Below are 25,319 nucleotides of genomic sequence, written 5' to 3' on the forward strand. Positions count from 1 at the left end.
GTCCTGGATGGGCAGCGACGCGGTGTGACGGTGTTCCTGCCGGGCTCCCAGGACGGCGCACTAGTGTTTCACGGATGGCGAGTCCAGACCCGAGCCCGCTTGCGATGGCGCGCTATCACGGTGATCAGGCCGCCACGCCGGGCATGCTCGATTTCGCCGTCAACGTCCGTCCTGCGCAGCCACCGCACTGGCTGATCGAGCGGCTGGCCGCGCGGCTGCCCGATCTGGGGCGCTACCCCGGCATCGAGGACCTGCGCCGGGCGCAAGACGCGGTCGCGCGTCGGCACGGCCGGGCCCGCGACGAGGTGCTGCCGCTGGCCGGGGGCGCCGAAGGGTTCGCGTTGCTGCCCAACCTGCGGCCGGTCCGGGCGGCGCTGATCGCGCCCTCGTTCACCGAGCCGGCCGTCGCGCTGGGCGCGGCCGGCGTGCCGGTGCACCACGTCGTCCTCGACCCGCCGTTCGGCCTTGACGCAGCGTTGGAGGCTTCAGATGTGCCCGATGACGCCGACCTCGTCGTGGTGGGCAATCCGACCAACCCGACCGGGGTGCTGCACCGCCGCGAGCAGCTGCTGGCGCTGCGGCGGCCCGGACGAATCCTGGTGGTCGACGAGGCGTTCGCGGATTCGATTCCCGGCGAGCCGGAATCACTGGCCGCCGACTCGCTGGCCGACGTCCTGGTGCTGCGCAGTCTGACCAAGACCTGGGCGCTGGCCGGATTGCGGGTGGGCTATGCGCTGGGCGCCCCAGAGGTGTTGGCGCGGTTGACCGCCCGGCGCGCGCACTGGCCGGTGGGCACGCTGCAACTGGCGGCCATCGACGCCTGCTGTGCCGCGGATGCGGTTGCCGATGCGCAAGCCGACGCCGCGCGGCTGGCGCCCTTGCGCACCGAGATGGTGGCCGCTCTGACGGCGGTGGGCGCCGAGGTGGTCGGTGGCCGGGCCCCGTTTGTGCTGTTCCGCGTCCCCGATGCTGTCAACGTGCGGAACAAACTGCACGACAAGGGGATTGCCGTGCGCCGCTGTGACACGTTCGTCGGCTTGGACGAGAGCTATCTGCGGGTCGCCGTGCGCCGGGAGTGGCCGCTGCTGGTCCAGGCGATCTCGGCGGCCCTGCCCGTCTCGAACAGTGGGAGGCAACGGTGAGCGCACGGCTATCCGACGTGATCGAGGTATTGGACGAGGTCTACCCGCCCCGGCTTGCCCAATCATGGGACTCGGTTGGCCTGGTGTGCGGCGACCCCGGCGACGTGCTGGATTCGGTGACGATCGCCGTCGATGCCACACCGGCGGTCGTCGACGAAGTCCCCGAGGGGGGCCTGCTGCTGGCTCATCACCCGCTGCTGTTGCGCGGGGTCGACACGGTCGCGGCCAACACGCCCAAGGGCGCGCTGGTGCACCGGCTGATCCGAAGCGGGCGTTCGCTGTTCACCGCGCACACCAACGCCGACTCGGCATCGCCCGGTGTCTCCGACGCGCTCGCACACGCTCTTGGTCTCACCGTCGAAGCTGTGCTCGAACCGCTGTCGGAGCCGGCCGATCTCGATAAGTGGGTGATCTATGTGCCGCGCGCGAACGCAGAAGCGGTGCAGGCGGCCGTGTTCGAGGCCGGCGCCGGCCATATCGGCGACTACTCGCACTGCAGCTGGAGCGTCAGCGGTATCGGGCAATTCCTGCCGCATGACGGCGCCACACCCGCGGTGGGCAGCGTCGGGACCCTCGAGCGGGTGGACGAAGACCGGTTCGAGGTCATCGCACCCGCGCGGGCCCGAGCGGCCGTGCTGGCCGCGATGCGCGCCGCCCACCCCTACGAGGAGCCCGCGTTCGACATCCTCGCCTTGGTGCCTGCGCCGGGCGCGGCCGGATTGGGCCGCATCGGCACGCTGGCCCAACCCGAATCGTTGCGCGCCTTCGTATCCCGCATCGGTGCTGCGTTGCCGAAGACGTCCTGGGGCGTGCGCGCCGCCGGCGACCCCGACAGCGTCGTGTCGCGGGTCGCGGTGTGCGGCGGCGCCGGAGATTCGTTGCTGGGCCTTGTTGCCCGCGCCGACGTACAGGCCTATGTGACCGCCGACCTGCGCCACCATCCGGCCGACGAGCATCGCCGGGCTTCGGAGGTGGCGCTGATCGACGTCGCGCATTGGGCCAGCGAATTCCCCTGGTGCGCACAAGCCGCCGAGGTACTGCGCTCCCGTTTCGGCGCGGACTTCCCGGTACACGTGTCCGCGACTCGTACCGACCCCTGGAATCTCGGCCACGGAACATGTGGAGATAATTCATGAAAGCCGAAGTAGCACAGCAGCGTTCGCTCCTGGAGTTGTCCGAGCTGGACGCGGAGCTGTCCCGGATAGCGCACCGGGCCACTCGTCTGCCGCAGCGCGAGGCAATCGAGCGGATGCGGCGCGAACACGACGCCGCCAACGACCGACTGAGCGCGACGCGAATCGCGTTGGAGGACTTGGACACTCAGGTGTCGCGCTACGAGTCGGAGATCACGGCGGTGCGCCAGCGCGAAGACCGCGACCGGTCGTTGCTGGACTCGGGAGCCACCGACGCCAAGCAACTGGCGGATCTGCAGCACGAACTGGAAACCCTGACGCGTCGTCAGCGCAGCCTGGAAGATTCGCTGCTGGAAGTCATGGAACGTCGTGAGGAGTTGCAGGCCCAGGTGAGCGCCGAGCAGGACGCGATGGAGACGCTGCAGGCCGAGCTGGCCGGCGCACAGCAGGGGCTTGACGCCGCCCTGGCCGAAATCGACCAGACCCGCCAGGCGCACGCGTCGCAACGGGACCGGCTGGCCGCGGCCCTGGATCCCGACTTGTCGGCCCTCTACGAGCGGCAGCGCGCCGGGGGAGGACCGGGTGCCGGGCCGCTGCTCGGGCATCGGTGTGGCGCGTGCCGGATCGAGATCGACCGGGGAGAGCTGGCCCGCATCTCCGCGGCGGCCGACGACGACGTGGTGCGCTGCCCGGAATGTGGCGCGATCCTGTTGCGAGTCAAGGGGCCCGGCCAGTGAAGGTCGTCATCGAAGCCGACGGCGGGTCCCGCGGCAATCCCGGGCCGGCCGGCTACGGTGCGGTGGTGCACGCCGAGGGTCGCGGCACCGTGCTGGCCGAAAGCAAGCAGGCCATCGGCCGGGCGACCAACAACGTCGCCGAATACCGCGGGCTGATAGCCGGTTTGGAAGACGCCGCGAAGCTCGGTGCCAGTGAGGCTGACGTCTTCATGGATTCCAAGCTGGTGGTGGAGCAGATGTCGGGGCGGTGGAAAGTCAAGCACCCCGACCTGATTGAGTTGCACGCGCAGGCCCGGAAGCTGGCGGTGCGCTTCGAACGGGTCAGCTACACGTGGATACCGCGCGAACGCAACAAGCATGCCGATCGGCTGGCCAACGAAGCGATGGACGCCGCGGCCGAAGTGTGTTCGCAGGACGGCGAGTCGGCGGTCGCCGAGCCGGCGCCGACCGAACCCGCAGCGGCTCCCGCCGCGAAATCCGCTGCGACGCAATCGTCGTCGCCACCGGGCTGGACCGGAGCGCGTGGCACCCCGACCAGGCTGTTGTTGTTGCGCCACGGGCAGACCGCGCTGTCGGTGCAGCGGCGCTATTCCGGGCGCGGCAATCCGGAACTGACCGACCTGGGCCGCCGGCAGGCCCAAGCGGCGGCGCGGTATCTGGCCGAGCGGGGCGGCATCGCCGCCGTGATCTCCTCGCCATTGCAGCGTGCCTACGACACCGCGTCCGCGGCGGCCAAGGCGCTGGGCCTGGACGTGACCGTGGACGACGACCTGATCGAGACCGACTTCGGCGGCTGGGAGGGGCTGACGTTCGGCGAGGCTGCCGAACGCGATCCCGAACTACACACCCGCTGGCTGCGCGACACCAGCACGGAGCCGCCCGGCGGCGAGAGCTTCGATGCCGCGCTCGAACGCGTGTATCAGGCGCGGGAGCGAATCATGGCCAGCCATCCCGGCGCCACGGTGCTGGTCGTCTCGCACGTCACGCCGATCAAGATGTTGCTGCGCCTGGCGCTGGATGCCGGACCCGGGATCCTGTACAGATTGCATCTTGACCTGGCATCCTTGAGCATCGCTGAGTTCTATTCGGATGGGGCGTCTTCGGTGCGACTCGTGAATCAAACCGGCTACCTTTAGCCGCTAGGAGTAGTAGATGCCGCCGGATCAACCACCCGACGAATTGCCGGACGCCGTCTCGGCAGATATCCGGGCGCAGGTGATGCCGGCGGTGCTCGACGAGTTGGCCCGCTGGGGCGTCGAGCGATTCAGCATCGAGGCACTGGCCGAGCGTCATCGCATCGACGCGGAAATGATCTACCGCCACTGGGGCGATCGTCAACGGCTGATCGTCGATGCGGCGCTCGCTGATCTCGAGACCTGGGGTGACGTGCCGGACACGGGCTCGTTGCGCGGGGACCTGGAAGCATTGGCCATCAGCGTCGCCAAGCGCGTCAACACCGAAGTGGGCCGCGCATTCCTGCGGGCGTTGGTGATGGGGCCGCGCGGGCGTCACGACGAAGAAACCCGAATGATGTTCTGGCGGGCCCGTTTCGGGGTGGTGCGCCGGATCATCGACCGGGCTAGGCAGCGCGGCGAACTACGCGACGGAATCACCACGGTGGCCGCCACCCAGGTTCTCTTGGCGCCCATCAACATTCGCGCGCTCTACTCCGACGCTCCTGTCGAAGAGGAATATTGTGCGGCGATCGTCGACATGGCCTACCACGCGATTGCCCGCAAATAGGCGGGCATTGAGTGTGCGTCCCGGGCGGAGAAATCGCCCAAATTCCGCCCTGCGTGCACACTCGAAGCCGCCCGCGCACACTCGAAGCCGTCAGTGCCCACTCCTAGCCGTCAGCGCACACTCCCGGGCGGCCCCGGGTGGTCTATTCAGCGCGACAGCGTGATCGCTTGCTCGGGGCAGTTCTTCTCCCCGACGGCGGCCTGCTCTTCCAGCTCACCCGAGACGTCCTCGACGAGCACCACGCAATGGCCGACGTCGTCGGCGTCGAAGACCTCGGGTGCCAGGCTGTAGCAGCGTCCGTGCCCGGTGCACAGGTCGGGGTCGACGGACACCCGACTCATGACACTTCGAAGACCAGCGGCAGCGACTCCACCGATCTCAGTGCGGCCGTGTAAGTCAGCTGAGTGCCGGGTTTGATCTCGTAATCCGGTATGCGCCGATGGAACTCGCGCAACGCCACCCGCAGCTCCATCCGGGCCAGGTGAGATCCGAGGCAGCGGTGCGGTCCACCGCCGAACGCGCGGTGCCGGTTCGGGTTGCGGTTGAAGTCCACCAACTCGGGGTCGGGGAACTCGGCGGGGTCGGTGTTGGCGGCGCCGAGCAGCGGGCTGACCCGCTCACCCTTGCTGATCGGGCATCCGCCCACCTCGACGTCTTGCATGGCAACGCGGGCAACACCGGGAACCGGTGTCTCCCAACGCAACAGCTCTTCGACCGCGTGCGGCAGCACATCGGGCTGCTCGACGAGCTGATGACGGTGCTGGGGATGACGCGCCAGATACACGAAGAAACAGTCGAGCGAGTCGGTGACCGTGTCCAGGCCCGCGATCAGGAACAGGAAACAGATGTCGAGCAACTCCTCGCGCGAGAGCGGGCGGCCCTCCGCGCTCAGGTTCGCCGCGATCATCGCGGACAGCACGTCGTCGCGCGGGACGGCGATGTGGTCGTCGATGGCACGGTCGAAGTACTCGTAGATCTGTTGTGCCACGGGCGCGGAACTCTCGTGGCGGCGGTCGAACCCGGAGTCGCCCTCAGGGCGGATCACGCCGTCCTTCCATTCCAGGAATTTGTCGAGGTCTGCCAATGGCAGGCCGAGAAGTTGTAGGAAGACGGTGCAGGGCAGCGGCACGGCGAATTCGGCGTGGAAGTCGCATTCGCCCCGCCCGGCGAAGCGGTCGATCATCTCGTTCATCAGCTCCGTGACGCGTGGTTCACGTCGGGCCATCTCCCGCGGAGTGAACAGCGGGTCGAGGACACGGCGGTACTTCGCGTGCTCGGGAGGATCGACTTGCAACGGAATCAGCGGTCGAATGTTGCCGAGGTTGACCGCGTCCATGTTCGACGAAAACAGCTCAGTGTGCTTGAGTGCCATCTCGATATCGGCGAGGCGGCTGAGCACCACCGCCTGTTCCGATCGGAATACCGGGTTCGATTCGCGCAACACCTTGTACATGGGCTGCGGCTCCGCGAGACCCGTGACCGACTGGTCGACGAACCCTTGGGCATCTGTCATGCGGTCAGCGTCGCACCAACTTCTTATTTAGGCAATGATTTGAAAAATTGTGTAATAGCCGGGCAGCCGCGATCGGTCGCCCACACCGCCGTCGTGGCGCTGGCCAGGAGGTTAACCAGCGAGTACGGTGTTCGTGCGGACGAGTTGGCTGGGCGGCCGCGGCTCGTGTTTACGAGTCGAGGAAAGTCCGGACTTCACAGAGCAGGGTGATTGCTAACAGCAATCCGAGGCGACTCGCGGGAAAGTGCCACAGAAAACAAACCGCCACCCACGCGGTGGTAAGGGTGAAACGGTGCGGTAAGAGCGCACCAGCATCCCGGGTGACCGGGGTGGCTAGGCAAACCCCACCCGAAGCAAGGTCAAGAAGGCCGCCCCGAAAGGTGCGGCCGCGCAGGCGATTGAGGGTAGCTCGCCCGAGCCTGCGGGTAGGCCGCTCGAGGCACCCGGCAACGGAGTGTCCAGATGGATGGTCGCCGCCGTGCCGCCGTTGCTTATGCCGCGGCGGTGGGGAACAGAATCCGGCTTACAGGCCAACTCGCCCGCCCTTAGTCAGCGCTAGTCAGCGCGCTTTTTTCACCGACTTGTCGAGCTTGCGCAGCGCCTCGTCGAGCTGCTGGCGGCAGCTCTCGGCCAGATCGGACTCCTGCTGGTAGAGCAGACCGTAGGTGAAGGTGTCCTCGCCCGCGGCGTGCGCGGCATCGGCCTGCTGCAGCAGGTGGTCGCGGCTGACCACGCTGTCCTGATGATCGCCGAGCAACGTTTGGATGGCCTTGGCCTGCTTGGAGACGTCCTCCGCCCCGGTCGCCGCCGCGGTGTAGCGAAGTCGCTTGGCGCGCTTACGAATTACGTGCAGCGCCTCGTCACGATCGTGCTCTTCGTCGTCGTCCTGATCCTCGTCGACGCCGGCGGCGACCTGCTCCTCGTGCGCCTGAGCGGCCTGGTCTGCTTCGGCGGCCGCCTTGGCGGCCTTGCGTACCTTCTTGTAAGCGGCGTCGATGGTGACCGGTGCCGGCTGCTCTCCGGTAGCGGTAGTCGGGCGTTCGGCCACTATCGAATCGAGCGCGTCGAGCAGCCGGAAGTAGCGCTGCGACCGCATTGCGATCAGCGACCGCCGCAGCCCCGACTGGTAGCGGCGCTTGGCGCCCTCGACCAGGCGTTCGCGCACCGGTCCACGCACCAACTCCGGCGAAAGCCGGTCGAGCTCTTGCTCGTAGCGCTGCGCGAGCACCTCGGCATCGCGTGCCACGCCCAAGACGCCGGCGAGCTCGCGCAGTTCGTCGAGGACCCAGGCGTGGGTTTCGTCGGACAATCCCGCTTGGGCGTCCTTGAGCAGGCTGCGGATTTTGCGAGTGGTGACCCGCATCTGGTGTACGGAGTCGAAGACGTCGGCGCGCACCGCGCGGTCCCACACGATTAGCTCGTCGATTTGCTCGGCGATCGCGCGCTGCACCGGATCTTCGGGCGGCTCAGACCCGTTGGTCGGCAACGTTGTACCGAGCACCCGCGCCAGCTTGGACGCATGATTTGCGGGTTCGCCGCCGGCGTCCAGCAGCCGGTTGCTCAACCGACTCAGCAGCTCGGTGTCGGTCGCCCCACGGGATTCGTCGAGCTCGAGTTCCCACTCGCGCCACTCCTGGACGACGGGCTCCGAGTCGGGGCTGTCTGTCGCATTGGCCGACCAGGCTCGCACGTGGTCGTTGCTGAACTCCGCGAACGGTGCGCCCTCGATGCTGTACAGCACCTGGCTTTCACGTTGAGTCGTGATCCGGGCAACGGGTCGCAGCGGCCGGTCGCGGACGATCGCCAGCACCACGTCCAGCAACTGGCTGGGCACGGTGTCGTCGTCCGCGGAGCCCAGGGGCATGCGGATCTCGGTGCGGGCGTCGGGCCCGGCCGGCAACTTGAGGTGCCAGCCGGCATCATGGCCGCCGGTGCGGCGACGCAATGTGATCTTGTTGCGGGCGAGGTCCTGCGTCTGCGTGTCGAAGTACATCGCGTCCAGCGATTGCGTCGGCAACTTCTCTACCCGGGCCACCGTCGCGATGCCTTCGAACGACGGTGTGACCGTCGAATCGAGGACGTCGAACTTGCGCTCGACCTCCAGATGGCGCGAGGTTTCTGGCATTTTTTCGGCTCCGTAGGGGGGCGCGCCGACGTGGCATTACACGGTCATCGACGCTCGTAAATGGTTACCCATAGGGTGCCACACCACACTTGCGCCGCCCGCAGCGATCGTTGCTGCGGCGTGTCCGCGACCGTTGGCCTGGGCGGACGGATTGGCCCGCCGGGCGACCGACTACGGGGGCGGGGGAGGCGGCGGAGTGTCCTCCGGCATCGGCGCGTAATCCCCCGGTGGCGGCACGTAACGCTGGATCGCGTCGCCGACGTTGGCGCAACCGCTGACCGATACACGTCGGCCCGCGCCGACACAGACCGTGGCTTGCGCCTGCCCGGCAGATCCCGTCGCGACAACGATTCCGGGAATTGGCATCATCGCCAACACTGCCAGCAGTGTCCCGATCCAGCGGCGCCGATTCATTTCGCAAGCATATCGGCCCCGGCGGCCACCGCGGCGGGGTTTTGCTTCTTTGCCACATGAATGGATTTGGTCCATGGAATCGCAGAACCGCCTATGGTTTGCGTGCGGGTAAGTATCGGATACCTGATGGAGGAGCTAACGATGGTGTTTTTCGCTCTCGCCACTTCGCGCGCGGTCGTCGGCGGAATTGCCGCCGGCGCTATCGGCGGTGCCATCCTTTTGGCCGCCGCGGGCTCGGCTCAAGCGGACCCCGACGCGGGGCCGCCGCCACCGAACTGCACGGCAGCCGATCTCGCCCAGGTTTCGTCGGGCGTCGCGGCCGCGACGTCGGTGTATCTGTTCAGCCACCCGGACGTCAACGCATACTTCACCAGCCTAAAAGGCCAGCCACGCAGCGAAATTGGCGATCAGATCAAGCAGTACATGGACGCCAACCCGCAGGCGCACGCCGACCTTGAAGCAATTCGGCAGCCGCTGACCGACTTCAAGAGTCGATGCCAAATGCAGTAGCTCAGAAGCAGTGTTCGTCGGCGGGAAAGACTCCGCCGGCCACTTCTTCCGCGTATTGAGTAGCGGCCCGGCGCAATTCGTCGCCGACGTTCGCGAATCGCTTGACGAATCGTGCTGACTTGCCGCTGCTCATTCCGGCCATGTCCTGCCAGACCAGCACCTGCGCGTCGCAGTTCGGGCCAGCTCCGATCCCGACGGTCGGGATGGTCAGCTTGCCGGTGATCTGGGTGGCCAATTCGGCGGGCACCATTTCCATCACGACGGAGAATGCGCCGGCTTCGGCCACGGCGATCGCGTCGTGCACGGTCTGCTCGGCCGCGTCGCCGCGGCCCTGCACCTTGAAGCCGCCCAGGCTGTTGACGCTTTGCGGCGTGAAGCCGATGTGGGCCATCACCGGGATGCCGGCCGCGGTCAGGCAGGCGATCTGCTCGGCGACCCGCTCGCCGCCCTCCAGCTTGACGGCGTGCGCGCCGCCTTCCTTCATGAAGCGGGTGGCGGACGCCAGCGCGGCGGCGGGCCCGGCCTCGTAGCTGCCGAAGGGCAGGTCGGCGACGACCAGCGCGTGTGGTGCGCCCCGGACAACCCCGCGAACCAGCGGGATCAGCTCGTCGATGGAGACTGGGACGGTGGTGTCGTAGCCGTACACGACGTTGGCCGCCGAGTCGCCGACCAGCAGCACCGGAATGCCGGCCTCGTCGAACACGCGGGCGGTCGAATAGTCGTAGGCCGTGAGCATCGCCCACTTGTGGCCTTCGGCCTTCATTTTCTGTAAGTGATGTGTGCGGATTTTGGTTCGGGGCGCTTTGGACGCTTCACCCGACGCGTTTGCACCGTAAACGTTCTGCTCAGACATCATTGTCCCTAAATGGTGGTCGGGTCGATCCTCGTGGCCGTTAAAGGTCCCCGGGTTCGTCTGACTTTCGCTATTCTGCCATCTCTTGGGTGCAGTTGCACCGTCGCGAGAGTGTGAGACGTGCCATTGCGCGCGCCGGGGGACAGGGGATAACCACTGGTAGCCGACCTGCCGCGGCCGCACACGAAAGTCTCAGGTTCTCTCTGGCAGCATGTGTTGGCATGAGTCTGACTCGCCGCGACAGGTTCGCGCGCATGCTTGTTGTCTCGACAGCGATCGCTGCCGTGACGCTGTTGCTGGGGGGCTGCGTACGCGTTGTCGCCGGACATCCGCTGATGGCGGGCCCCAAATTGGGGCAGCCAGTGGAGTGGACGCCGTGTCGGGTCGTCAGCGGATCGGTGAAACTTCCCGGCGGCGCGATGTGCGGCAGGCTCGCCGTGCCGGTCGACTACGACCACCCGGGCGGCGATGTCGCGACGCTGGCGATGATTCGTTTCCCCGCGACGGGCGACAAACTCGGTTCGCTGGTGATCAACCCCGGCGGCCCCGGCGAATCCGGCATCGAGGCCGCGCTCGGCGTCGTCCAGTCGTTGCCCAAGCGGGTCCGCGAGCGGTTCGACCTGGTCGGGTTCGACCCGCGCGGGGTGGGGTCGTCGCGCCCGGCGATCTGGTGTAACTCCGATGCCGACAACGACCGGCTGCGCACCGAGCCGAACGTCGACTACAGTCCGGCCGGCGTCTCGCACATGGAGGACGAGACCAAGCAGTTCGTCGGCCGCTGCCTCGACAAGATGGGCAAGGACTTTCTGGCCAACGTCGGGACCGTCAACGTCGCCAAGGATCTGGACACCATCCGCGCGGCCCTCGGCGACGACAAACTGACCTACCTGGGCTACTCATACGGCACCCGGATCGGGGCGGCGTACGCCGAGGCCTTCCCGCACAACGTGCGGGCGATGATCCTCGACGGTGCCGTCGACCCCAACGCCGACCCGATCGAGGCCGATCTGCGGCAAGCCAAGGGATTCCAGGACGCGTTCAACGATTACGCCGCCGACTGCGCCAAGCAGGCGAACTGCCCGTTGGGTACCGACCCGGCCAAGGCCGTCGACGTTTACCACAGCCTGATCGATCCGATGGTCGACCCGACCAATGAACTAGTCGGCAGGCCGATCCCGACCAAAGACCCGCGCGGGTTGAGCTACAGCGACGCCGTCGTGGGCACGATCATGGCGCTGTATTCGCCGACGCTGTGGCACCACCTCACCGACGGCCTGCGGGAACTGACCGACAACCACGGCGACACGATGCTGGCGCTGGCCGACATGTACATGCGCCGCGATCAGAAGGGGCACTACACCAACGCCACCGACGCGCGGGTCGCGATCAACTGCGTCGACCAGCCGCCAATTACCGACCGCGCCAAGGTAATTGACGAAGATCGCCGCTCCCGCGAGATCGCCCCGTTCATGAGCTACGGCAAGTTCACCGGTGACGCCCCGCTGGGCACCTGCGCGTTCTGGCCGGTGCCGCCCACCAGCAAGCCGCACTCGGTGTCAGCGCCGGGCCTCGCCCCGACCGTCGTGGTGTCAACCACGCACGATCCGGCGACGCCGTACAAGGCCGGCGTCGATCTGGCCAACCAGCTGCGCGGCTCGTTGCTCACCTTCGACGGCACGCAGCACACGGTCGTGTTCCAGGGCGACAGCTGCGTCGACGACTACGTGACGGCGTATCTGATCGGCGGCACCACCCCGCCGAACGGCGCGAAGTGCTAGTGGCACCCGAAAGCTGATTCGCTGTGGCGACGCGCCGGCCCCGAGACCAAGGCGTGACCGATTCGCGCCGTCACAGGTACCGAAGGCTGCGACGATTGACAGCCATGTCGCGCCTGAGATCGCTGAGCTCTGCGCTGCTGTCGTTAGGCCTCTTGGTTGCCGTCGAGCCGTCCCTGCCCGTGGCCGGCGCAACGCCGGAACCCGGGGCCGGCCAGACCCCGAACCCGGCGCCGCCGGCCGCGGCTTCGCCGGCGAACTGGGGTAGTTGCAGCCAAGTTCTCACCGACAGCAGCGACGTTCCCACCGCACAGTGCACCACCGTGTCGGTCCCGATTGATTACAACAATCCCACTGGGGCACAAGCGAAGTTGGCGGTCATTCGGGTGCCGGCGACGGGCCAGCGCATCGGGTCGCTGTTGGTCAATCCGGGCGGACCCGGCGGGTCGGCCGTCGACATGGTGGCCGGGATGGCACCGGATCTGCAGAACAGTGACATCACCCGCCACTTCGATCTGGTCGGATTCGATCCGCGCGGCGTCGGGCACTCCACGCCCGCGCTGCGCTGCCGCACCGACGCCGAGTTCGACGCCTACCGCACCGAACCGATGGTCGATTACAGCCCGACAGGCGTGTCGCACATCGAGCAGATCTACCGGCAACTGGCGCAAGAATGCGTGGGCCGGATGGGCAAAGACTTCCTGGCCAACGCCGGCACCGCGTCCGTCGCGCGCGACATGGACATGGTGCGTCAGGCGCTGGGCGACGAGCAGATCAACTATCTCGGCTTCAGCTACGGCACCGAGCTGGGCACCACGTACCTCGAGCATTTCGCCGACCGCGTGCGGACGATGGTGCTCGACGGTGCCATCGACCCGACCGTCGACCCGATCCAGGAAAACATCAGCCAGACAGCGGGATTCCAAACCGCTTTCAACGACTACGCGGCGGACTGTGCTCGCTCGCCGGCGTGCCCGCTGGGCACCGACCCGGCCCAGTTCGTCAACCGCTACCACGCATTGATCGACCCGCTCGTCGCCAAGCCGGGACGCACGTCGGACCCGCGCGGCCTGAGTTATGCCGACGCGACCACCGGGACGATCAATGCGCTTTATACCCCGCAGCATTGGAAGTACCTGACCAGCGGCCTGCTCGGGTTGCAGCGCGGCAGTGACGCGGGGGACCTGTTGCTGCTCGCCGACGACTATCAGGGCCGCGACAAGCAGGGGCACTACGACAACGACCAAGACGCATTCAACGCCATCCGGTGTGTCGATGCGCCGGCGCCAACGGATGCCGCGACCTGGATAGCCGCCGACCAACAGATCCGCCAGGCCGCGCCGTTCCTCAGCTACGGCCAGTTCACCGGCGACGCGCCGCGCGATCTGTGCGGACTGTGGCCGGTGCCGGCGACGTCCGCGCCGCACGCCGCTCCGGCGATGCCGCCCGGCAAGGTCGTCGTGGTCTCCACCACGCATGACCCCGCAACCCCGTATCAGGCGGGCGTGAGCCTGGCCCGTCAGCTAGGTGCACCGCTGATCACCTTCGACGGGACGCAGCACACCGCGGTATTCGGCGGGAACCAATGCGTGGACAGCTCCGTCATGCGCTATTTCGTAACGGGCACACCGCCACCGGCGTTGCATTGCCGACCCTGAGCCGACCTACCGATCAGCGACCCTCAGCGACGTCAGAATCAGACGCCCCCGGTCGATGCGCTCGTCGTCTCACCTGTTGAGCGCGTCTTGCAGACCCTGATTGATCCGGTCCTCGGTGGTCTGGCCCGGGACTGGCGGCGGCGCCTGGCAGGTGCAGCTGAGGTCGTGAAACGCGGGATCCGCCACGACGGGTGCGGCCTGGCTTGGGCCTTGTCCGATAACGACACCGAGACCGATAGCTCCGACGGCCAGAAGTTTGGTGACCACGTTCAGTACCTCCTGCTAATGCATCTTACTGCGTGTAACCACTTTAACAGGTTACATATTTCGGATGAAGACCGAGTCGGTTATGGGTTTGTCAGTGCCGTGGTGGGGCCACGTAACCCCGTGTTGCTCTTGGCGCCCGACGGTACGGATTCGTCGGTGAGCCGGCGCTGAGGAATCATCGGAATGCGGCTTTCGACGCCGTTTGCTGTCGTGGCGCGACGACGTTTCCAGCGTCCGCTCACCGGCCGGCCTGGGCATGGTTGCGGGGTTGGGGCGAGCGACACGCCAGGCGTCTCGCAACGGTGGAAGCCGGCGCGGCGCCCGGTGGGGCTGTTTGCGCTGGTGGCTGTAACAAGGGTGCCGAGCACTAAGCACCCGTGTAACACGGAATTAACAGCAATTGCCTACTGTTCGACGTATGGATCGACAGAAGGAATTCGTCCTCCGCACGCTGGAGGAACGGGACATTCGCTTCGTCCGGTTGTGGTTCACGGACGTGCTCGGCTACCTGAAGTCGGTCGCCATCGCCCCGGCCGAACTCGAGGGCGCTTTCGAAGAAGGCATCGGCTTCGACGGTTCCTCGATCGAGGGCTTTTCACGCGTCTCGGAATCCGACACCGTGGCCAACCCCGATCCGTCGACCTTCCAGGTGCTGCCGTGGGCCTCGCCCAGCGGCCACCACCACTCGGCGCGGATGTTCTGCGACATCACCATGCCCGACGGTTCGCCATCCTGGGCCGATCCGCGGCACGTGCTGCGACGTCAGCTGCAGAAGGCCAATGACCTTGGTTTCTCCTGCTACGTGCACCCCGAGATCGAATTCTTCTTGCTGAAGCCCGGCCCCAACGACGGAACCCCGCCGGAACCCGTCGACAACGCCGGCTACTTCGACCAGGCGATCCACGACTCCGCGTCCAACTTCCGCCGGCACGCCATCGAGGCGCTCGAATTCATGGGCATCTCAGTGGAGTTCAGCCACCACGAGGGCGCGCCCGGCCAGCAGGAGATCGACCTGCGTTTCGCCGACGCGCTGTCCATGGCAGACAACGTGATGACGTTCCGCTACGTCATTAAAGAAGTCGCGATCGAAAATGGCGCGCGGGCGTCGTTCATGCCCAAGCCATTCGGCGAACACCCCGGCTCGGCCATGCACACGCACATGAGCCTGTTCGAGGGCGACGTCAACGCCTTCCACAGCCCGGACGACCCGCTGCAGCTGTCGGATGTGGGCAAGTCGTTCATCGCCGGGATCCTCGAGCACGCCTCGGAGATCAGCGCGGTCACCAACCAATGGGTCAACTCCTACAAGCGCCTGGTGCACGGCGGCGAGGCGCCCACCGCGGCGTCGTGGGGCGCGGCCAACCGGTCCGCGCTGGTGCGGGTGCCGATGTACACGCCGCACAAGACGTCGTCACGGCGCATCGAAGTCCGCAGCCCCGACTCGGCGTGCAACCCTTATCTGGCGTTCGCCGTGTTGCTGGCCGCCGGACTGCGCGGGGTGGAGAAGGGCTATGTCCTCGGTCCGCAGGCCGAGGACAACGTCTGGGACCTCACCCCCGAAGAGCGCCGCACGATGGGTTACCGCGAGCTGCCCACCAGCCTCGACAGCGCGCTACACGCCATGGAGGCCTCCGAGCTCGTCGCGGAAACGTTGGGGGAGCACGTCTTTGACTTCTTCCTGCGCAACAAGCGCCGGGAGTGGGCGAACTACCGCAGCCACGTCACGCCCTTCGAGCTGAGCACCTACCTGTCGCTGTAGCTCACAGACGCTGCCGGTTGGTCTAAGAGATCGGCGGCTTGCGCTACCGTTTTGGGCGTGACCAGACCCACGACCGAGCGCCCCCGGCTGCCCAGCGTCGGGCGGCTCGGTCTGGTGGATCCGCCCGCGGGTGACCGCCTGGCGCAGTTGGGCTGGACGGCCCAGGACGACAAGGCGCACATCGAGCTGCTGTGGGCTTTGTCGCGAGCACCCGATCCGGACGCCGCGCTGCGGGCATTGGTTCGGCTCTCGGAGAACCCGGACACCGGATGGGACGAGCTCAACGCCGCGCTGCTCCGCGAGCGCAGCCTGCGCGGGCGACTGTTCTCGGTGCTGGGCTCGTCGCTGACCCTGGGTGATCATCTGGTCGCAAACCCGAAGTCGTGGAAGCTGCTGCGGGGCAACGTCAAATTGCCGACGCGCGACGAGCTGCACGAAGCGTTCATCGGGTGCGTCGAAGACGCGCTGGCCGTGCCGAATTCGGTGGTGCCGCGGTTGTCCACGTTGTACCGCGACCATCTGCTGGTGCTGGCGGCGCTCGACCTGGCGGCGACGGTCGAGGACGAGCCGGTGGTGCCGTTCACCGTGGTCGGCGCCCAGCTGTCCGACACCGCCGACGCCGTGCTGGCGGCCTCGCTGCGGGCCGCGGAGGCGACCGTCTGCGGCGACAAGACGCCGCCGCGGCTGGCGGTGATCGCGATGGGCAAATGCGGTGCCCGCGAATTGAACTACGTCAGCGACGTCGACATCATTTTCGTCTCCGAGCAGGCCGACGGGCTGTCCACCCGGGTGGCCACCGAGATGATGCGGGTCGCGTCGACCGCATGCTTCCAAGTCGACGCCGGACTGCGCCCGGAGGGCCGCAGTGGTGAGCTGGTCCGTACGGTCGAATCGCACGTCGCCTACTACAAGCGCTGGGCGAAGACCTGGGAATTCCAGGCACTGCTGAAAGCCCGCGCCGCCGTGGGCGATGCCGAACTGGGCAAGCGCTACCTCGACGAGTTGATGCCGATGGTCTGGATCGCCTGCGAGCGCGAGGACTTCGTGGGCGAAGTGCAGGCGATGCGGCGGCGGGTGGAGCAGCTGGTGCCTTCCGAGGTCCGCGCTCGCGAGCTCAAGCTCGGCAGCGGCGGACTGCGCGATGTCGAATTCGCCGTGCAGCTACTGCAGTTGGTGCACGGCCGCGGCGACGAGTCCCTGCACGTGGCCTCCACGGTCGATGCGCTGGCGGCGTTGGGTGCGGGCGGCTACGTCGGACGCGAGGACGCGGCGAACCTGACTGCCTCGTATGAGTTTCTGCGGTTGCTCGAACACCGCCTGCAGCTGCAACGGCTCAAGCGCACGCACCTGCTGCCGGAGGCCGACGACGAGGAGGCGGTGCGCTGGCTGGCGCGCGCGGCCCACATCCGTCCGGACGGCAGCCACGACGCGGCCGGGGTGCTGCGCGAGGAGCTCAAGCACCAGAACGTGCGGGTGTCCCAGCTGCACGCCAAGCTCTTCTACCAGCCGCTGCTGGAGTCGATCGGGCCGCCCGGCCTGGAGATTTCGCACGGCATGACGTCGGAAGCCGCCGAGCGCCAGCTGGCCGCACTGGGCTACGAGGGGCCGCAGACGGCGCTGAAACACATGTCGGCGTTGGTGAACCAGAGCGGCCGCCGCGGCCGGGTGCAGTCGGTGCTGCTGCCCAGGCTGCTGAACTGGATGTCGTACACACCGGATCCCGACGCCGGATTGCTGGCCTACCGGCGCCTGTCCGAGGCGCTGGCTTCCGAGACCTGGTATCTGGCCACGCTGCGTGACAAGCCCGCGGTGGCCAGGCGGCTGATGAACGTGCTGGGGACTTCCACCTACGTGCCGGACCTATTGATGCGCGCGCCCAGGGTGATTCAGGACTATGGCGACGGCCCGGCCGGCCCGAAGCTGATCGAGACCGAGCCCGCCGTGGTGGCACGCGGGCTGATCGCCTCGGCGGCCCGTCATCCCGACCCGGTGCGCGCCATCGCCGCCGCCCGCACGCTGCGCCGCCGAGAACTGGCCCGCATCGGTTCGGCGGATCTGCTCGGCATGCTCGAGGTACGAGACGTCTGCACGGCGCTGACGTCGGTGTGGGTGGCAGTGCTGCAGGCGGCCCTGGACGCGCTGACCCGGGCCAACCTCCCCGAAGATGGCCGCGCGCCCGCGGCGATCGCGGTCATCGGCATGGGCAGGTTGGGCGGCGCCGAGCTGGGCTACGGCTCGGATGCCGACGTGATGTTCGTCTGCGAACCCGCCAGTGGCGTCGAAGATTCCGCAGCGGTCAAGTGGGCGACCACGATCGCCGAGCAGGTGCGCACCCTGTTGGGGACACCGAGCGTCGACCCGCCGCTGGAAGTCGACGCGAACCTGCGACCCGAGGGCCGCAGCGGTGCGCTGGTCCGCACCCTGGGCTCCTACGCCGCCTACTACGACCAGTGGGCACAGCCGTGGGAGATCCAGGCACTGCTGCGCGCCCACGCCGTCGCCGGTGACGCCGAACTGGGTCAGCGCTTCTTGCTGATGGCGGACAAGACGCGCTACCCGGCCGACGGCGTGTCCGCCGAGACGGTGCACGAGATCCGCCGGATGAAGGCCCGTGTCGAATCGGAACGATTGCCGCGTGGCGCCGACCCCAAAACCCATACCAAGCTGGGGCGTGGGGGACTGGCCGACATCGAGTGGACGGTGCAGCTGCTGCAGCTGCAGCACGCGCACGAGATCCCGGCGCTGCACAACACCTCGACGCTGGAATCGCTCGACGTGATCGCCGAGACGGGGCTGGTTCCCGCCGACGAGGTGGAGCTGCTGCGGCTGGCCTGGCTGACCGCCACGCGGGCGCGCAACGCGCTGGTGCTGGTGCGGGGCAAGGCGACCGATCAGCTGCCAGGGCCCGGACGTCAGCTGAATGCGGTCGCGGTCGCGGCGGGCTGGCACAACGATGATGGAAGTGAGTTCTTGGACAACTATTTGCGGGTGACGCGACATGCAAAAGCGGTGGTGCGCAAGGTGTTCGGGAGTTGAGCCAGGGAGCCGGCGCGTTCGAGGCGATGTTCGAGGTGCTCAGCACCGCAGAGGCTGATCGGGTGACGGGTCTCTACGCGCCGTTGGCCGACGCGGTTCGCGAGCTCATCGACGCCACCATCCGGACCGAGGCCGACGACGACGTCGTCGCCAAGGCGCGCACCGAGATCGAGGCCGTCACCCGGTTGCTGCGGCAACGGACCAGGCCGGTCGGCGTCAGCTTTCGCGTGGATGACCGTCCGCTGCCGCTGGGCAATGCCGTCGTCGGTGCCTGCAATCCGATCGCGCCGCCCGTCGTCGTCCAACACGACGGAGACGGGCGCTGCCACAGCGAGTTCGTGCTGGGAACCGCGTACGAGGGCCCGCCCGGCCTGGTGCACGGCGGCGTCAGCGCACTGGTGCTCGACCACATGCTCGGCGAGGCGGCCAGCGACGGATTGTCCAAGGCGCGTTTCACCGGAACCATCAGCGTGAAGTACCTGCGCGGCACTCCGTTGGGCCCGCTCCGTTGCGATGCGTGGATCGACCGCGCGGAGGGCGTCAAAGTCTTTGCGAGGGGCACTATTTCGGATTCGAAAGGGGTGACCGTGGAGGCTGACGGCGTCTTCATCGAACCGGCGTGGGCGCGGGACGGCCAATGAAGTTCTACGTCAGCAGTGCGTTTCTGAACACCCGAGAGATCATCGAGATCGCCAGGGCTGCAGACGAACTCGGTTACGACGGCATCGGTATACCCGATCATGTGGTTAACCTGGAGACCCTCGAGACGCCGTACCCGTACACCAAAGACGGACAACGGCGCTGGCAGCCGTTCACGGACTGGCTCGATCCCTGGGTGTTGGCCGGCGCGCTGGCCCAGGTCACCACTCGGTTGCGGTTCGTCACCACGGTCTACATTCCCGCGATGCGCAATCCGTACTCGGCCGCCAAAGCCATTGGCACTGCGGCTGTTTTGGCGTCGGGACGTCTTGAGCTCGGCATCGGAGTCGGCTGGTGCCGTGAGGAATTCGCGCTGATGGGCGAAGAATTCGACCGCCGCGGCAAGCGCACCGACGAGATGATCGAATTGATGCGCGCACTGTGGTCGCCGGGCTGGACGGAATTCGACGGCGAGTTCTACCAGACGCCACGGCTGGAGATGCAACCGACTCCGCCGCCGATACCGGTCTACGTCGGCGGGCTCAGTGATGCCGCATTGCGCCGGGCCGCGCGCAACGACGGTTGGATCGGCGACCTGATCAAGACCGAGCATGCGATCGAGGCGGTCGGCAAGCTGCGTGAACTGCGCGCTCAAAAGGGTTTGTCGATGGACGATTTCACCATTCTCACGCCGCTGACCGACGCCTTCACCACCGCCGACTATCAACGTGTCGCGGATGCCGGTATCACCGGGATCATCACGATGCCGTGGATGTTCTACTCCGGACCCGACGCGACGCTCGACGACAAGATCGACGGTCTGCAGCGCTTCCGCAAGGATCTCGCGCTCGACGGCTAGACGGCGAGTTCGGTCGCGGCCATACTCGAACCCATGCCTTTCACGGTTGTGTTCAGCAACGGCGAACCGCGCGACTATGGAGCATTCGATAGGTACGAAGTCACGGATGCGGGCGTGTTGGTGATCGACATGCACCGGGCGGACGTCAAGCGGCACTACATCGCTCCGGGAAGTTGGCTCGAGCTTGTCGACATGGCCGACGGGCAGCCCGCCGGCGCATCGCGCGGGATCTTGGGTGTCAGACCGACTCGTTAGAGTGGCCTGAGGCCCGAAGATCGCACGAAGGGGTGGACGTGAGACATCAGTCGTACATCGCGGCGGCCGTCGCGATGACCGTGCCTGTGGCCAACCCGACCTGCGGCCACCACCAATAACGAACTAGCTGCAGGAGAATCGTGACACAACGTGGCCGGGGCTTTGCACTGATCCCGATCAGCATGGCGCTGGCTTTGCTGTTCGCGCCGTCCGCGGTGGCCGACACCTACACGGATCAGGTGGTGGCGCGCTTCAACGCGCAGACGCACGTGGTGGCGGACTCGGCGGGCAGGCCGCCGCTGCAGAATGCCGACCAGGTCAACCAGCAGATTCTGACCACCCGTTGGGCGTGGAGCAGTGCACCGCCGCTGTGGGTTGCGGCGGTTGCGCCCGACCAGACCGGGGTGACCACACCGGACGCCATCCACGACGTCATCCTGGGTCGCCATCCGGATTTCAGTGGCGTCATCTTGGTCATCGACGCCAAGGGCTACCACGTGCGCGCCTATAACGTGCCGAAGCCCGTTGCCGACAACGTCGACCCACTTCTGAGTCAGTCGGCCAGAGATCACCGCAATGATCCCTTCGGTGCGACCAGTGAGTTCGTCGGGAAGCTGGCGAACGTCGACGTGGCATCCGGTTCACGTGTCACCACGTCTCCTGTTTCGAGCCAGAAGCACACCAGCTGGGCGTGGCTGTGGACGATGCTGATCGTCATCGGGGTTGTGCTGGCGTTGGTGGGTCTGATCGTGTTCGCCGTGAGCCGAAATGGTAAGCGCCGCAGGGACGCCGAGGCGGAAGACCAAATCAAGCAAGAGTTGATCAACGCCGAATCCGGTGTCACCGATATCAACAATGCGCTGGTCACCGGCAGCGATGTCGACGTCAGTGCCGAAGCGACGAAGGCTAATTCAAGCCTCTACGAGGCGCGGCACGCCTACCAGTCCGGTGACTACTCCGCCGCGCGGGCGCACCTGCGGGTCGTGCAGGCGACGGTGGCCAGGGCCTACCAGAAGCTGTACCCGGACGCCAAACCCGATGTGAACGCCGTGAATTCAGTCCCGGTGGCGGACCGCAAGCAGGCGAGCGTGCAGACGACCAACCCGGAAACCGGTCAGAGCGTGACGATCAACAACAACAATTACAGCACCTCGCCGCAGCCGGGATACCCGCACTACTACGGCGGCGGCTACTACAACGGGATGTTTTTCTATCCGGGCTTTTATCCGTACGCGTTCTGGGGGCCGGGCTGGGGCTGGGGGCTCACCGATGTCCTGCTGATGGACGCGCTCCTGGACGACCATTGGGGCGGCAGCTACGAGCACGGCTTCGAGGCGGGTCGCGACTCGGCATGGACGGACAGCGGCTACGGCGGCGGCCAGAACGTTGACTACGACAGCCAGCAGGGAAACGTCGGGTTCGACGGAAACTACCAAGGCTCGGACGATTCCTACTCCGGCGGCGGCGACGTCAGCTTCGCCGGTGGTAGTGACGGCGGGGGTTACGACTCCGGTGGCAGCGTTGACTTCGGTGGCGGATTCGATTCGGGTGGTGGCGGATTCGACTCCGGTGGTGGCGGAGACTCCGGATTCTGAGCGTTCGCGGGGTATGCGGTGGGGTCGATACTCCGTCGGGGTCAGGCAGTGTCAACAGCCCGGATCACTGCTTGACGTTGTTTGCCATCTGATCGGCGATCTCGACACCCCGGTTCTGGACGGCGGGGGCGCAGGCCAGCACGTCGAGGACGACACTGGACACCGCGCTCAGCACGCGCTGGCATTGATTGGTGCCATCTTTACGGGTGCGTTCCAGCGTAATCTTGGGGGCGGCCCCGGCGGGGTTCCCGAAATTCCAGTGAGCCGTACCGGCGGCGGCGGTTACGGTCACGGTTGATCCGGCGCACGCTTTCCAATTGTTCGCCGATGCCGCCACAAAGGCGTTGGCCGCGTCGGCGGTCGGGAAACTCACCGCGGCCTCGTAGACTCGATAATCGCCGCCGGCATGCAACAACTGGCCGCGCACCCCGGTGAAGCCGCTGCCCGCGTAAGCCGGATCCTGGGTGGGATAAAACGCGTTGAGGCAGTTCGGGTTTGACAGTTGCCATTCCGGGGCCATTTGCTGCGTCTGATTGCCGATGTCCAGACTCGGTACCCCCATGATGGTGGCGACTTCCGGAGCGCCGAGGAGGACATAGTCCAGGGGGGTGGACGGTGTCGGCGTGGGGACCACGCCGCCCGGTGCTGCCGGAGGTGCTCCGCCCGCCACGGCGGAGCCGGGCGGTGTTGGTGCCGGTTGCGCGGCTCTCGGTGTCGCCGCCGGCTTCTTTCCCGAGCCCTGGGTGACGAGCACAATTGCCGCGACGATCGCGACGACGACCGCGGCCGCGGCACCGCCGATGATGACTAGTCGCTTGCGGGAATCCCGGGTGGCGCTTGCGCTGCGGGCTTGTGTCGATGAAACTCCTTGTGCTGCAGGTAAAGTAACCGCATCCGGGCTGCTGTCGCGTGGGCCGGCCGGATTGGGTTGGGTAGCGATCATCGACGCCTCGATGGTGGCCGATGGATCCGCTACGGAGTCGGAAGGCTCGATCGAAGCGAGGACGTTGTCGATGTCGTTTCGGGTGCGGTAGGTAACGTCGTGCCGCATACGCATCATGCGCAGCAGTTGGGCGATATCGCCGCGGGCGCTGGGGTCGTCGCCGTCCTCGTCGAGTCCGGATCTGAGTTCGACCAAGAGTTGCAGCTGCTGCTGCGGGCTCAGCTCCTTTTCGGAGAGCTGGTTGCCTAACCGCGTGATGTAGCCGAATGGCACCGGCGGCTCGTCGGGCAGCGGATCGGGCAGCGGTTGGGGATTACTGACGAGCGAGTGGATGGCGGTGACCAATTGGATGCTGGCGTCAACCGTGGGGTCCCGGTAGTCGATGATCTGCAGCGCGGCAAGGGGATTGACACGCATGCTGCCGATGTCGCCAATCCGAACGGGAAGGATCGGCCGGTTCAGGGCCTGCGCGTAACGCAGCTCGGACTGGCTGGGTTTGGACTGTAACCAGTTGCTCGACAGTGCCACAACGAACACATCGCAGGCGCGGATCTGCTCCAGGATCTGGGCCCACCAGGAATCGCCGCCGCCGAGCTCTTGGTCTAACCAAACCTGTTGATGGGCCCGCCGAAGAGTTGCCGCCAGTGCGTCGACCGGTGACCGATCCTGGCTCGAGTAGCTCACGAATAAAGTCATTGCGGGTTCCTCAGTTACGGCTGAATTCGGTGTGTTGGTGACAGTCAATGGATCATTGATATTGGGCAGCCCACCATTGGTACACGTTGTCGAGGCTCGCATTTGGTGGCTGGCCTCGTGCGTCACCGGTGACCAGTTGGGATTGAATCGTCCAAATCACTTCGAATCCGTCACTGACCAGGCACCCCACCTGACCCTCTGTGTGCTGGGCCGAAGGACGTTGCCACGGTTGGGGCGACGAGGCCGCTCCCGGGCACGGCACAAAGTTGAGGTTATTGAAGGCGTCGTTCTGCGTGGCTTGGTCCGGAAATAGGTGATACACCACCTCCAAATAGCTGTTGCCGCTTATCGCCGTCGGGCAATGTACAGCCGCCAGCGACCCGGGGTGGGCCGGCGCAACGGGTGTGCAACGTTCGCTGTTGGGCACCACGGCCAGCAATCGCGACACGGGGTTGCCGGCTGGCGCTGCCCCCGTACCGCGGGCCGTCGAAACTCGCGACGACGACGCGACTCCACCGCCCGACGATGACGTCGTTGCGATGACGATGACCATGACGACGGTCGCGACGGCGAGCAGGCCGACCGCACCGACGACGAGCTTGGTACGTCCGGGTGATGCCGGAGTCGGTGGGAGAGGTTGAGCCGTGTTGGGGACCGCAGCGAATTGGGTGGGTACGCCCGCGGTCGCCGAAGTCTGGGGCGAGTCCGCCTCGCGTTGACCCGAGGTTGTCAGCGCGGCGCGCGCGGCTTGGGCGAGGTCCTTGGCCGTCGCGTACCGGTGGTCGGGATCTTTGGCCATACCGGTGGCGACGACGGCGTCCATCGCTTCCGGCACTCCCGGTTGCAGCGTGGACGGCCGGGGCGGAGGCGAGGTCAGGTGCCCGACGAGCTGTTGTTCGAGGCTTTCACCCGGGTAGGGGCGTTGGGCGGTCAGCGCCTCATGCAGTACGCACGCCAAGGCGTAGATATCAGCGCGGGCGTCGGCGCGGCCCGCGTTGAGCCGCTCCGGTGACATGTAAGCCGGCGTACCCAGCGTCGCGCCGGTGATGGTCATGCTGGATTCCGCTGCGGCTCGGGCAATTCCGAAGTCGATCAGATAGGCGAAGTCGTCTTCGGCAACCAAGATGTTGGACGGTTTGACGTCGCGGTGCACCAGCCCAATTTCGTGCGCGGCGTGCAGCGCCGAGGCGATCTGTTCGATGATCCCGACTGCACGCGCTGGGGGCAACGGACCGTCGTTGAGGAGATCGCGTAGGTCGCGGCCATGGATCAGCCGCATGGTCACGTACAGCCGACCGTCGACCTCACCGAAGTCGTGTATCGGGACTACGTGCGGTTCGTCGAGCCCGGCGGCTGATCGCGCTTCGCGGCGGAACCGCTCTTGGAACGCCTGATCGTCGGCAAAGCTGGGCGCCAACACTTTCAGCGCCACAACGCGGTTCATTTCCGGGTCGTAGGCGCGCCACACCTCGCCCATGCCGCCGCGGCCCAGCAACTCGGTCAGCCGGTAGCGGCCGAACGGCGTTCCGTCCACTGCTCCCCTTCCGACGTCATCGACGATCAGGGATAACGCGACCTTAAGCTCTGTTCCTCGCGCTCGCTGCATTTCGGCAGAGTCGGTGCGAGGCCGTGGCCAGCACCGGATCAGCGCTAATCCCGGATCGGGG

Annotated in this window: 22 protein-coding genes and 1 other RNA gene; 15 read left to right on the forward strand and 8 right to left on the reverse strand. The window is 66.7% G+C overall.

The genetic code is table 11. From position 1 onward, the window contains the following. Positions 1-74: 74 nt before the first annotated feature. The 5 genes from cobC to SKC41_RS21805 are packed head-to-tail and all read left to right on the forward strand — an operon-like array spanning position 75 to position 4,755. Complete coding sequence (cobC, locus tag SKC41_RS21785) at positions 75-1,142, forward strand: Rv2231c family pyridoxal phosphate-dependent protein CobC (protein WP_330979762.1); 1,068 nt, start codon at positions 75-77, stop codon at positions 1,140-1,142. Then, positions 1,139-2,278 carry a Nif3-like dinuclear metal center hexameric protein gene (locus SKC41_RS21790; RefSeq protein WP_330979763.1) on the forward strand — a complete coding sequence of 380 codons (1,140 nt, stop codon included), beginning with the start codon at positions 1,139-1,141 and terminating at the stop codon, positions 2,276-2,278. Before cobC ends, SKC41_RS21790 begins: the two co-directional genes overlap by 4 nt. Further along, positions 2,275-3,012 (forward strand): zinc ribbon domain-containing protein, encoded by a 738-nt coding sequence (locus SKC41_RS21795; RefSeq protein WP_330979764.1) that lies wholly within the window; start codon positions 2,275-2,277, stop codon positions 3,010-3,012. Before SKC41_RS21790 ends, SKC41_RS21795 begins: the two co-directional genes overlap by 4 nt. Beyond that, entirely contained in the window at positions 3,009-4,148 is a 1,140-nt protein-coding gene (locus SKC41_RS21800; protein ID WP_330979765.1) for a bifunctional RNase H/acid phosphatase, read from the forward strand. The genes SKC41_RS21795 and SKC41_RS21800 overlap by 4 nt, the downstream gene beginning before the upstream one ends. Positions 4,149-4,164: 16 nt before the next feature. After that, positions 4,165-4,755 (forward strand): TetR-like C-terminal domain-containing protein, encoded by a 591-nt coding sequence (locus tag SKC41_RS21805; RefSeq protein ID WP_330979766.1) that lies wholly within the window; start codon positions 4,165-4,167, stop codon positions 4,753-4,755. 146 nt (positions 4,756-4,901) lie between these two features. Here SKC41_RS21805 and SKC41_RS21810 read toward each other — a convergent pair whose 3' ends face one another. Both SKC41_RS21810 and SKC41_RS21815 read right to left on the reverse strand, forming a co-directional pair. Then, the gene (locus tag SKC41_RS21810) at positions 4,902-5,096 is read right to left on the reverse strand and encodes a ferredoxin (RefSeq protein WP_330979767.1); all 195 of its coding nucleotides are present in this window, start codon (positions 5,094-5,096) and stop codon (positions 4,902-4,904) included. Then, positions 5,093-6,268, reverse strand: a complete 1,176-nt coding sequence (locus SKC41_RS21815) for a cytochrome P450 (protein WP_330979768.1) — start codon at positions 6,266-6,268, stop codon at positions 5,093-5,095. Before SKC41_RS21815 ends, SKC41_RS21810 begins: the two co-directional genes overlap by 4 nt. 140 nt (positions 6,269-6,408) lie before the next feature. Between SKC41_RS21815 and rnpB the strand changes: the two genes are divergently transcribed. Beyond that, positions 6,409-6,810, forward strand: an RNA gene (gene rnpB, locus SKC41_RS21820) — RNase P RNA component class A. 17 nt (positions 6,811-6,827) lie between these two features. Here the strand turns inward: rnpB and SKC41_RS21825 are convergent. Together SKC41_RS21825 and SKC41_RS21830 are read right to left on the reverse strand one after the other, a co-directional pair. Further along, entirely contained in the window at positions 6,828-8,393 is a 1,566-nt protein-coding gene (locus SKC41_RS21825) for a CYTH and CHAD domain-containing protein (RefSeq protein ID WP_330979769.1), read from the reverse strand. Positions 8,394-8,564: 171 nt separating this feature from the next. After that, positions 8,565-8,807: a hypothetical protein gene (locus SKC41_RS21830; protein WP_330979770.1), complete on the reverse strand. Its 243-nt coding sequence runs from the start codon at positions 8,805-8,807 to the stop codon at positions 8,565-8,567. A gap of 141 nt (positions 8,808-8,948) precedes the next feature. On the opposite strand from SKC41_RS21830, the gene SKC41_RS21835 reads away from it, so the two are divergent. Next, the gene (locus tag SKC41_RS21835) at positions 8,949-9,317 is read left to right on the forward strand and encodes a heme-binding protein (RefSeq protein WP_330979771.1); all 369 of its coding nucleotides are present in this window, start codon (positions 8,949-8,951) and stop codon (positions 9,315-9,317) included. A gap of 1 nt (position 9,318) precedes the next feature. On the opposite strand, the gene panB is transcribed toward SKC41_RS21835, so the two are convergent. Next, on the reverse strand, positions 9,319-10,170 hold the full coding sequence (gene panB, locus SKC41_RS21840; RefSeq protein WP_330979772.1) for a 3-methyl-2-oxobutanoate hydroxymethyltransferase: 852 nt from the start codon (positions 10,168-10,170) through the stop codon (positions 9,319-9,321). 221 nt (positions 10,171-10,391) lie between these two features. On the opposite strand from panB, the gene SKC41_RS21845 reads away from it, so the two are divergent. Together SKC41_RS21845 and SKC41_RS21850 are read left to right on the forward strand one after the other, a co-directional pair. Further along, positions 10,392-11,948, forward strand: a complete 1,557-nt coding sequence (locus SKC41_RS21845) for an alpha/beta hydrolase (RefSeq protein ID WP_330979773.1) — start codon at positions 10,392-10,394, stop codon at positions 11,946-11,948. A gap of 95 nt (positions 11,949-12,043) precedes the next feature. Beyond that, entirely contained in the window at positions 12,044-13,603 is a 1,560-nt protein-coding gene (locus SKC41_RS21850; RefSeq protein ID WP_330979774.1) for an alpha/beta hydrolase, read from the forward strand. A gap of 69 nt (positions 13,604-13,672) precedes the next feature. Here the strand turns inward: SKC41_RS21850 and SKC41_RS21855 are convergent, their stop codons facing one another. Next, positions 13,673-13,870: a hypothetical protein gene (locus tag SKC41_RS21855; protein WP_330979775.1), complete on the reverse strand. Its 198-nt coding sequence runs from the start codon at positions 13,868-13,870 to the stop codon at positions 13,673-13,675. Positions 13,871-14,288: 418 nt separating this feature from the next. Here SKC41_RS21855 and glnA point away from each other — a divergent pair, with 418 nt between their 5' ends. From glnA to SKC41_RS21885, 6 genes are all read left to right on the forward strand, one after another. After that, complete coding sequence (gene glnA, locus SKC41_RS21860) at positions 14,289-15,629, forward strand: type I glutamate--ammonia ligase (protein WP_330979776.1); 1,341 nt, start codon at positions 14,289-14,291, stop codon at positions 15,627-15,629. Between the two features lie 51 nt (positions 15,630-15,680). Then, complete coding sequence (locus SKC41_RS21865; protein WP_330979777.1) at positions 15,681-18,665, forward strand: bifunctional [glutamine synthetase] adenylyltransferase/[glutamine synthetase]-adenylyl-L-tyrosine phosphorylase; 2,985 nt, start codon at positions 15,681-15,683, stop codon at positions 18,663-18,665. Further along, a complete protein-coding gene (locus tag SKC41_RS21870; protein WP_330979778.1) occupies positions 18,662-19,306 on the forward strand; it encodes a PaaI family thioesterase in 645 nt (214 codons plus the stop codon). Before SKC41_RS21865 ends, SKC41_RS21870 begins: the two co-directional genes overlap by 4 nt. Next, a complete protein-coding gene (locus SKC41_RS21875) occupies positions 19,303-20,163 on the forward strand; it encodes a TIGR03619 family F420-dependent LLM class oxidoreductase (RefSeq protein WP_330979779.1) in 861 nt (286 codons plus the stop codon). The genes SKC41_RS21870 and SKC41_RS21875 overlap by 4 nt, the downstream gene beginning before the upstream one ends. A 33-nt stretch (positions 20,164-20,196) precedes the next feature. Continuing rightward, positions 20,197-20,418: a hypothetical protein gene (locus tag SKC41_RS21880; RefSeq protein WP_330979780.1), complete on the forward strand. Its 222-nt coding sequence runs from the start codon at positions 20,197-20,199 to the stop codon at positions 20,416-20,418. A gap of 140 nt (positions 20,419-20,558) precedes the next feature. Then, positions 20,559-22,013, forward strand: coding sequence for a hypothetical protein (locus tag SKC41_RS21885; protein ID WP_330979781.1), 1,455 nt, complete (start codon positions 20,559-20,561; stop codon positions 22,011-22,013). A 64-nt stretch (positions 22,014-22,077) separates the two neighbouring features. On the opposite strand, the gene SKC41_RS21890 is transcribed toward SKC41_RS21885, so the two are convergent. Both SKC41_RS21890 and SKC41_RS21895 read right to left on the reverse strand, forming a co-directional pair. Next, entirely contained in the window at positions 22,078-23,652 is a 1,575-nt protein-coding gene (locus SKC41_RS21890) for a sensor domain-containing protein (protein WP_330979782.1), read from the reverse strand. A 52-nt stretch (positions 23,653-23,704) separates the two neighbouring features. Then, positions 23,705-25,186, reverse strand: coding sequence for a serine/threonine-protein kinase (locus SKC41_RS21895; protein ID WP_330979783.1), 1,482 nt, complete (start codon positions 25,184-25,186; stop codon positions 23,705-23,707). Between the last annotated feature and the right edge of the window lie 133 nt (positions 25,187-25,319).

The organism is Mycobacterium sp. 050128, assembly GCF_036409155.1.
Classification (GTDB): domain Bacteria; phylum Actinomycetota; class Actinomycetes; order Mycobacteriales; family Mycobacteriaceae; genus Mycobacterium.

What these genes read in the sequence shown, in the direction of transcription:
- cobC (WP_330979762.1), top strand. Translation starts at nt 75, where the DNA reads ATGGCGAGTCCAGACCCGAGCCCGCTTGCGATGGCGCGCTATCACGGT.
- SKC41_RS21795 (WP_330979764.1), top strand. Translation starts at nt 2,275, where the DNA reads ATGAAAGCCGAAGTAGCACAGCAGCGTTCGCTCCTGGAGTTGTCCGAG.
- SKC41_RS21805 (WP_330979766.1), top strand. Translation starts at nt 4,165, where the DNA reads ATGCCGCCGGATCAACCACCCGACGAATTGCCGGACGCCGTCTCGGCA.
- SKC41_RS21810 (WP_330979767.1), bottom strand. Translation starts at nt 5,096, where the DNA reads ATGAGTCGGGTGTCCGTCGACCCCGACCTGTGCACCGGGCACGGACGC.
- SKC41_RS21815 (WP_330979768.1), bottom strand. Translation starts at nt 6,268, where the DNA reads ATGACAGATGCCCAAGGGTTCGTCGACCAGTCGGTCACGGGTCTCGCG.
- SKC41_RS21825 (WP_330979769.1), bottom strand. Translation starts at nt 8,393, where the DNA reads ATGCCAGAAACCTCGCGCCATCTGGAGGTCGAGCGCAAGTTCGACGTC.
- SKC41_RS21830 (WP_330979770.1), bottom strand. Translation starts at nt 8,807, where the DNA reads ATGAATCGGCGCCGCTGGATCGGGACACTGCTGGCAGTGTTGGCGATG.
- SKC41_RS21835 (WP_330979771.1), top strand. Translation starts at nt 8,949, where the DNA reads ATGGTGTTTTTCGCTCTCGCCACTTCGCGCGCGGTCGTCGGCGGAATT.
- panB (WP_330979772.1), bottom strand. Translation starts at nt 10,170, where the DNA reads ATGTCTGAGCAGAACGTTTACGGTGCAAACGCGTCGGGTGAAGCGTCC.
- SKC41_RS21845 (WP_330979773.1), top strand. Translation starts at nt 10,392, where the DNA reads ATGAGTCTGACTCGCCGCGACAGGTTCGCGCGCATGCTTGTTGTCTCG.
- glnA (WP_330979776.1), top strand. Translation starts at nt 14,289, where the DNA reads ATGGATCGACAGAAGGAATTCGTCCTCCGCACGCTGGAGGAACGGGAC.
- SKC41_RS21875 (WP_330979779.1), top strand. Translation starts at nt 19,303, where the DNA reads ATGAAGTTCTACGTCAGCAGTGCGTTTCTGAACACCCGAGAGATCATC.
- SKC41_RS21880 (WP_330979780.1), top strand. Translation starts at nt 20,197, where the DNA reads ATGCCTTTCACGGTTGTGTTCAGCAACGGCGAACCGCGCGACTATGGA.
- SKC41_RS21890 (WP_330979782.1), bottom strand. Translation starts at nt 23,652, where the DNA reads ATGACTTTATTCGTGAGCTACTCGAGCCAGGATCGGTCACCGGTCGAC.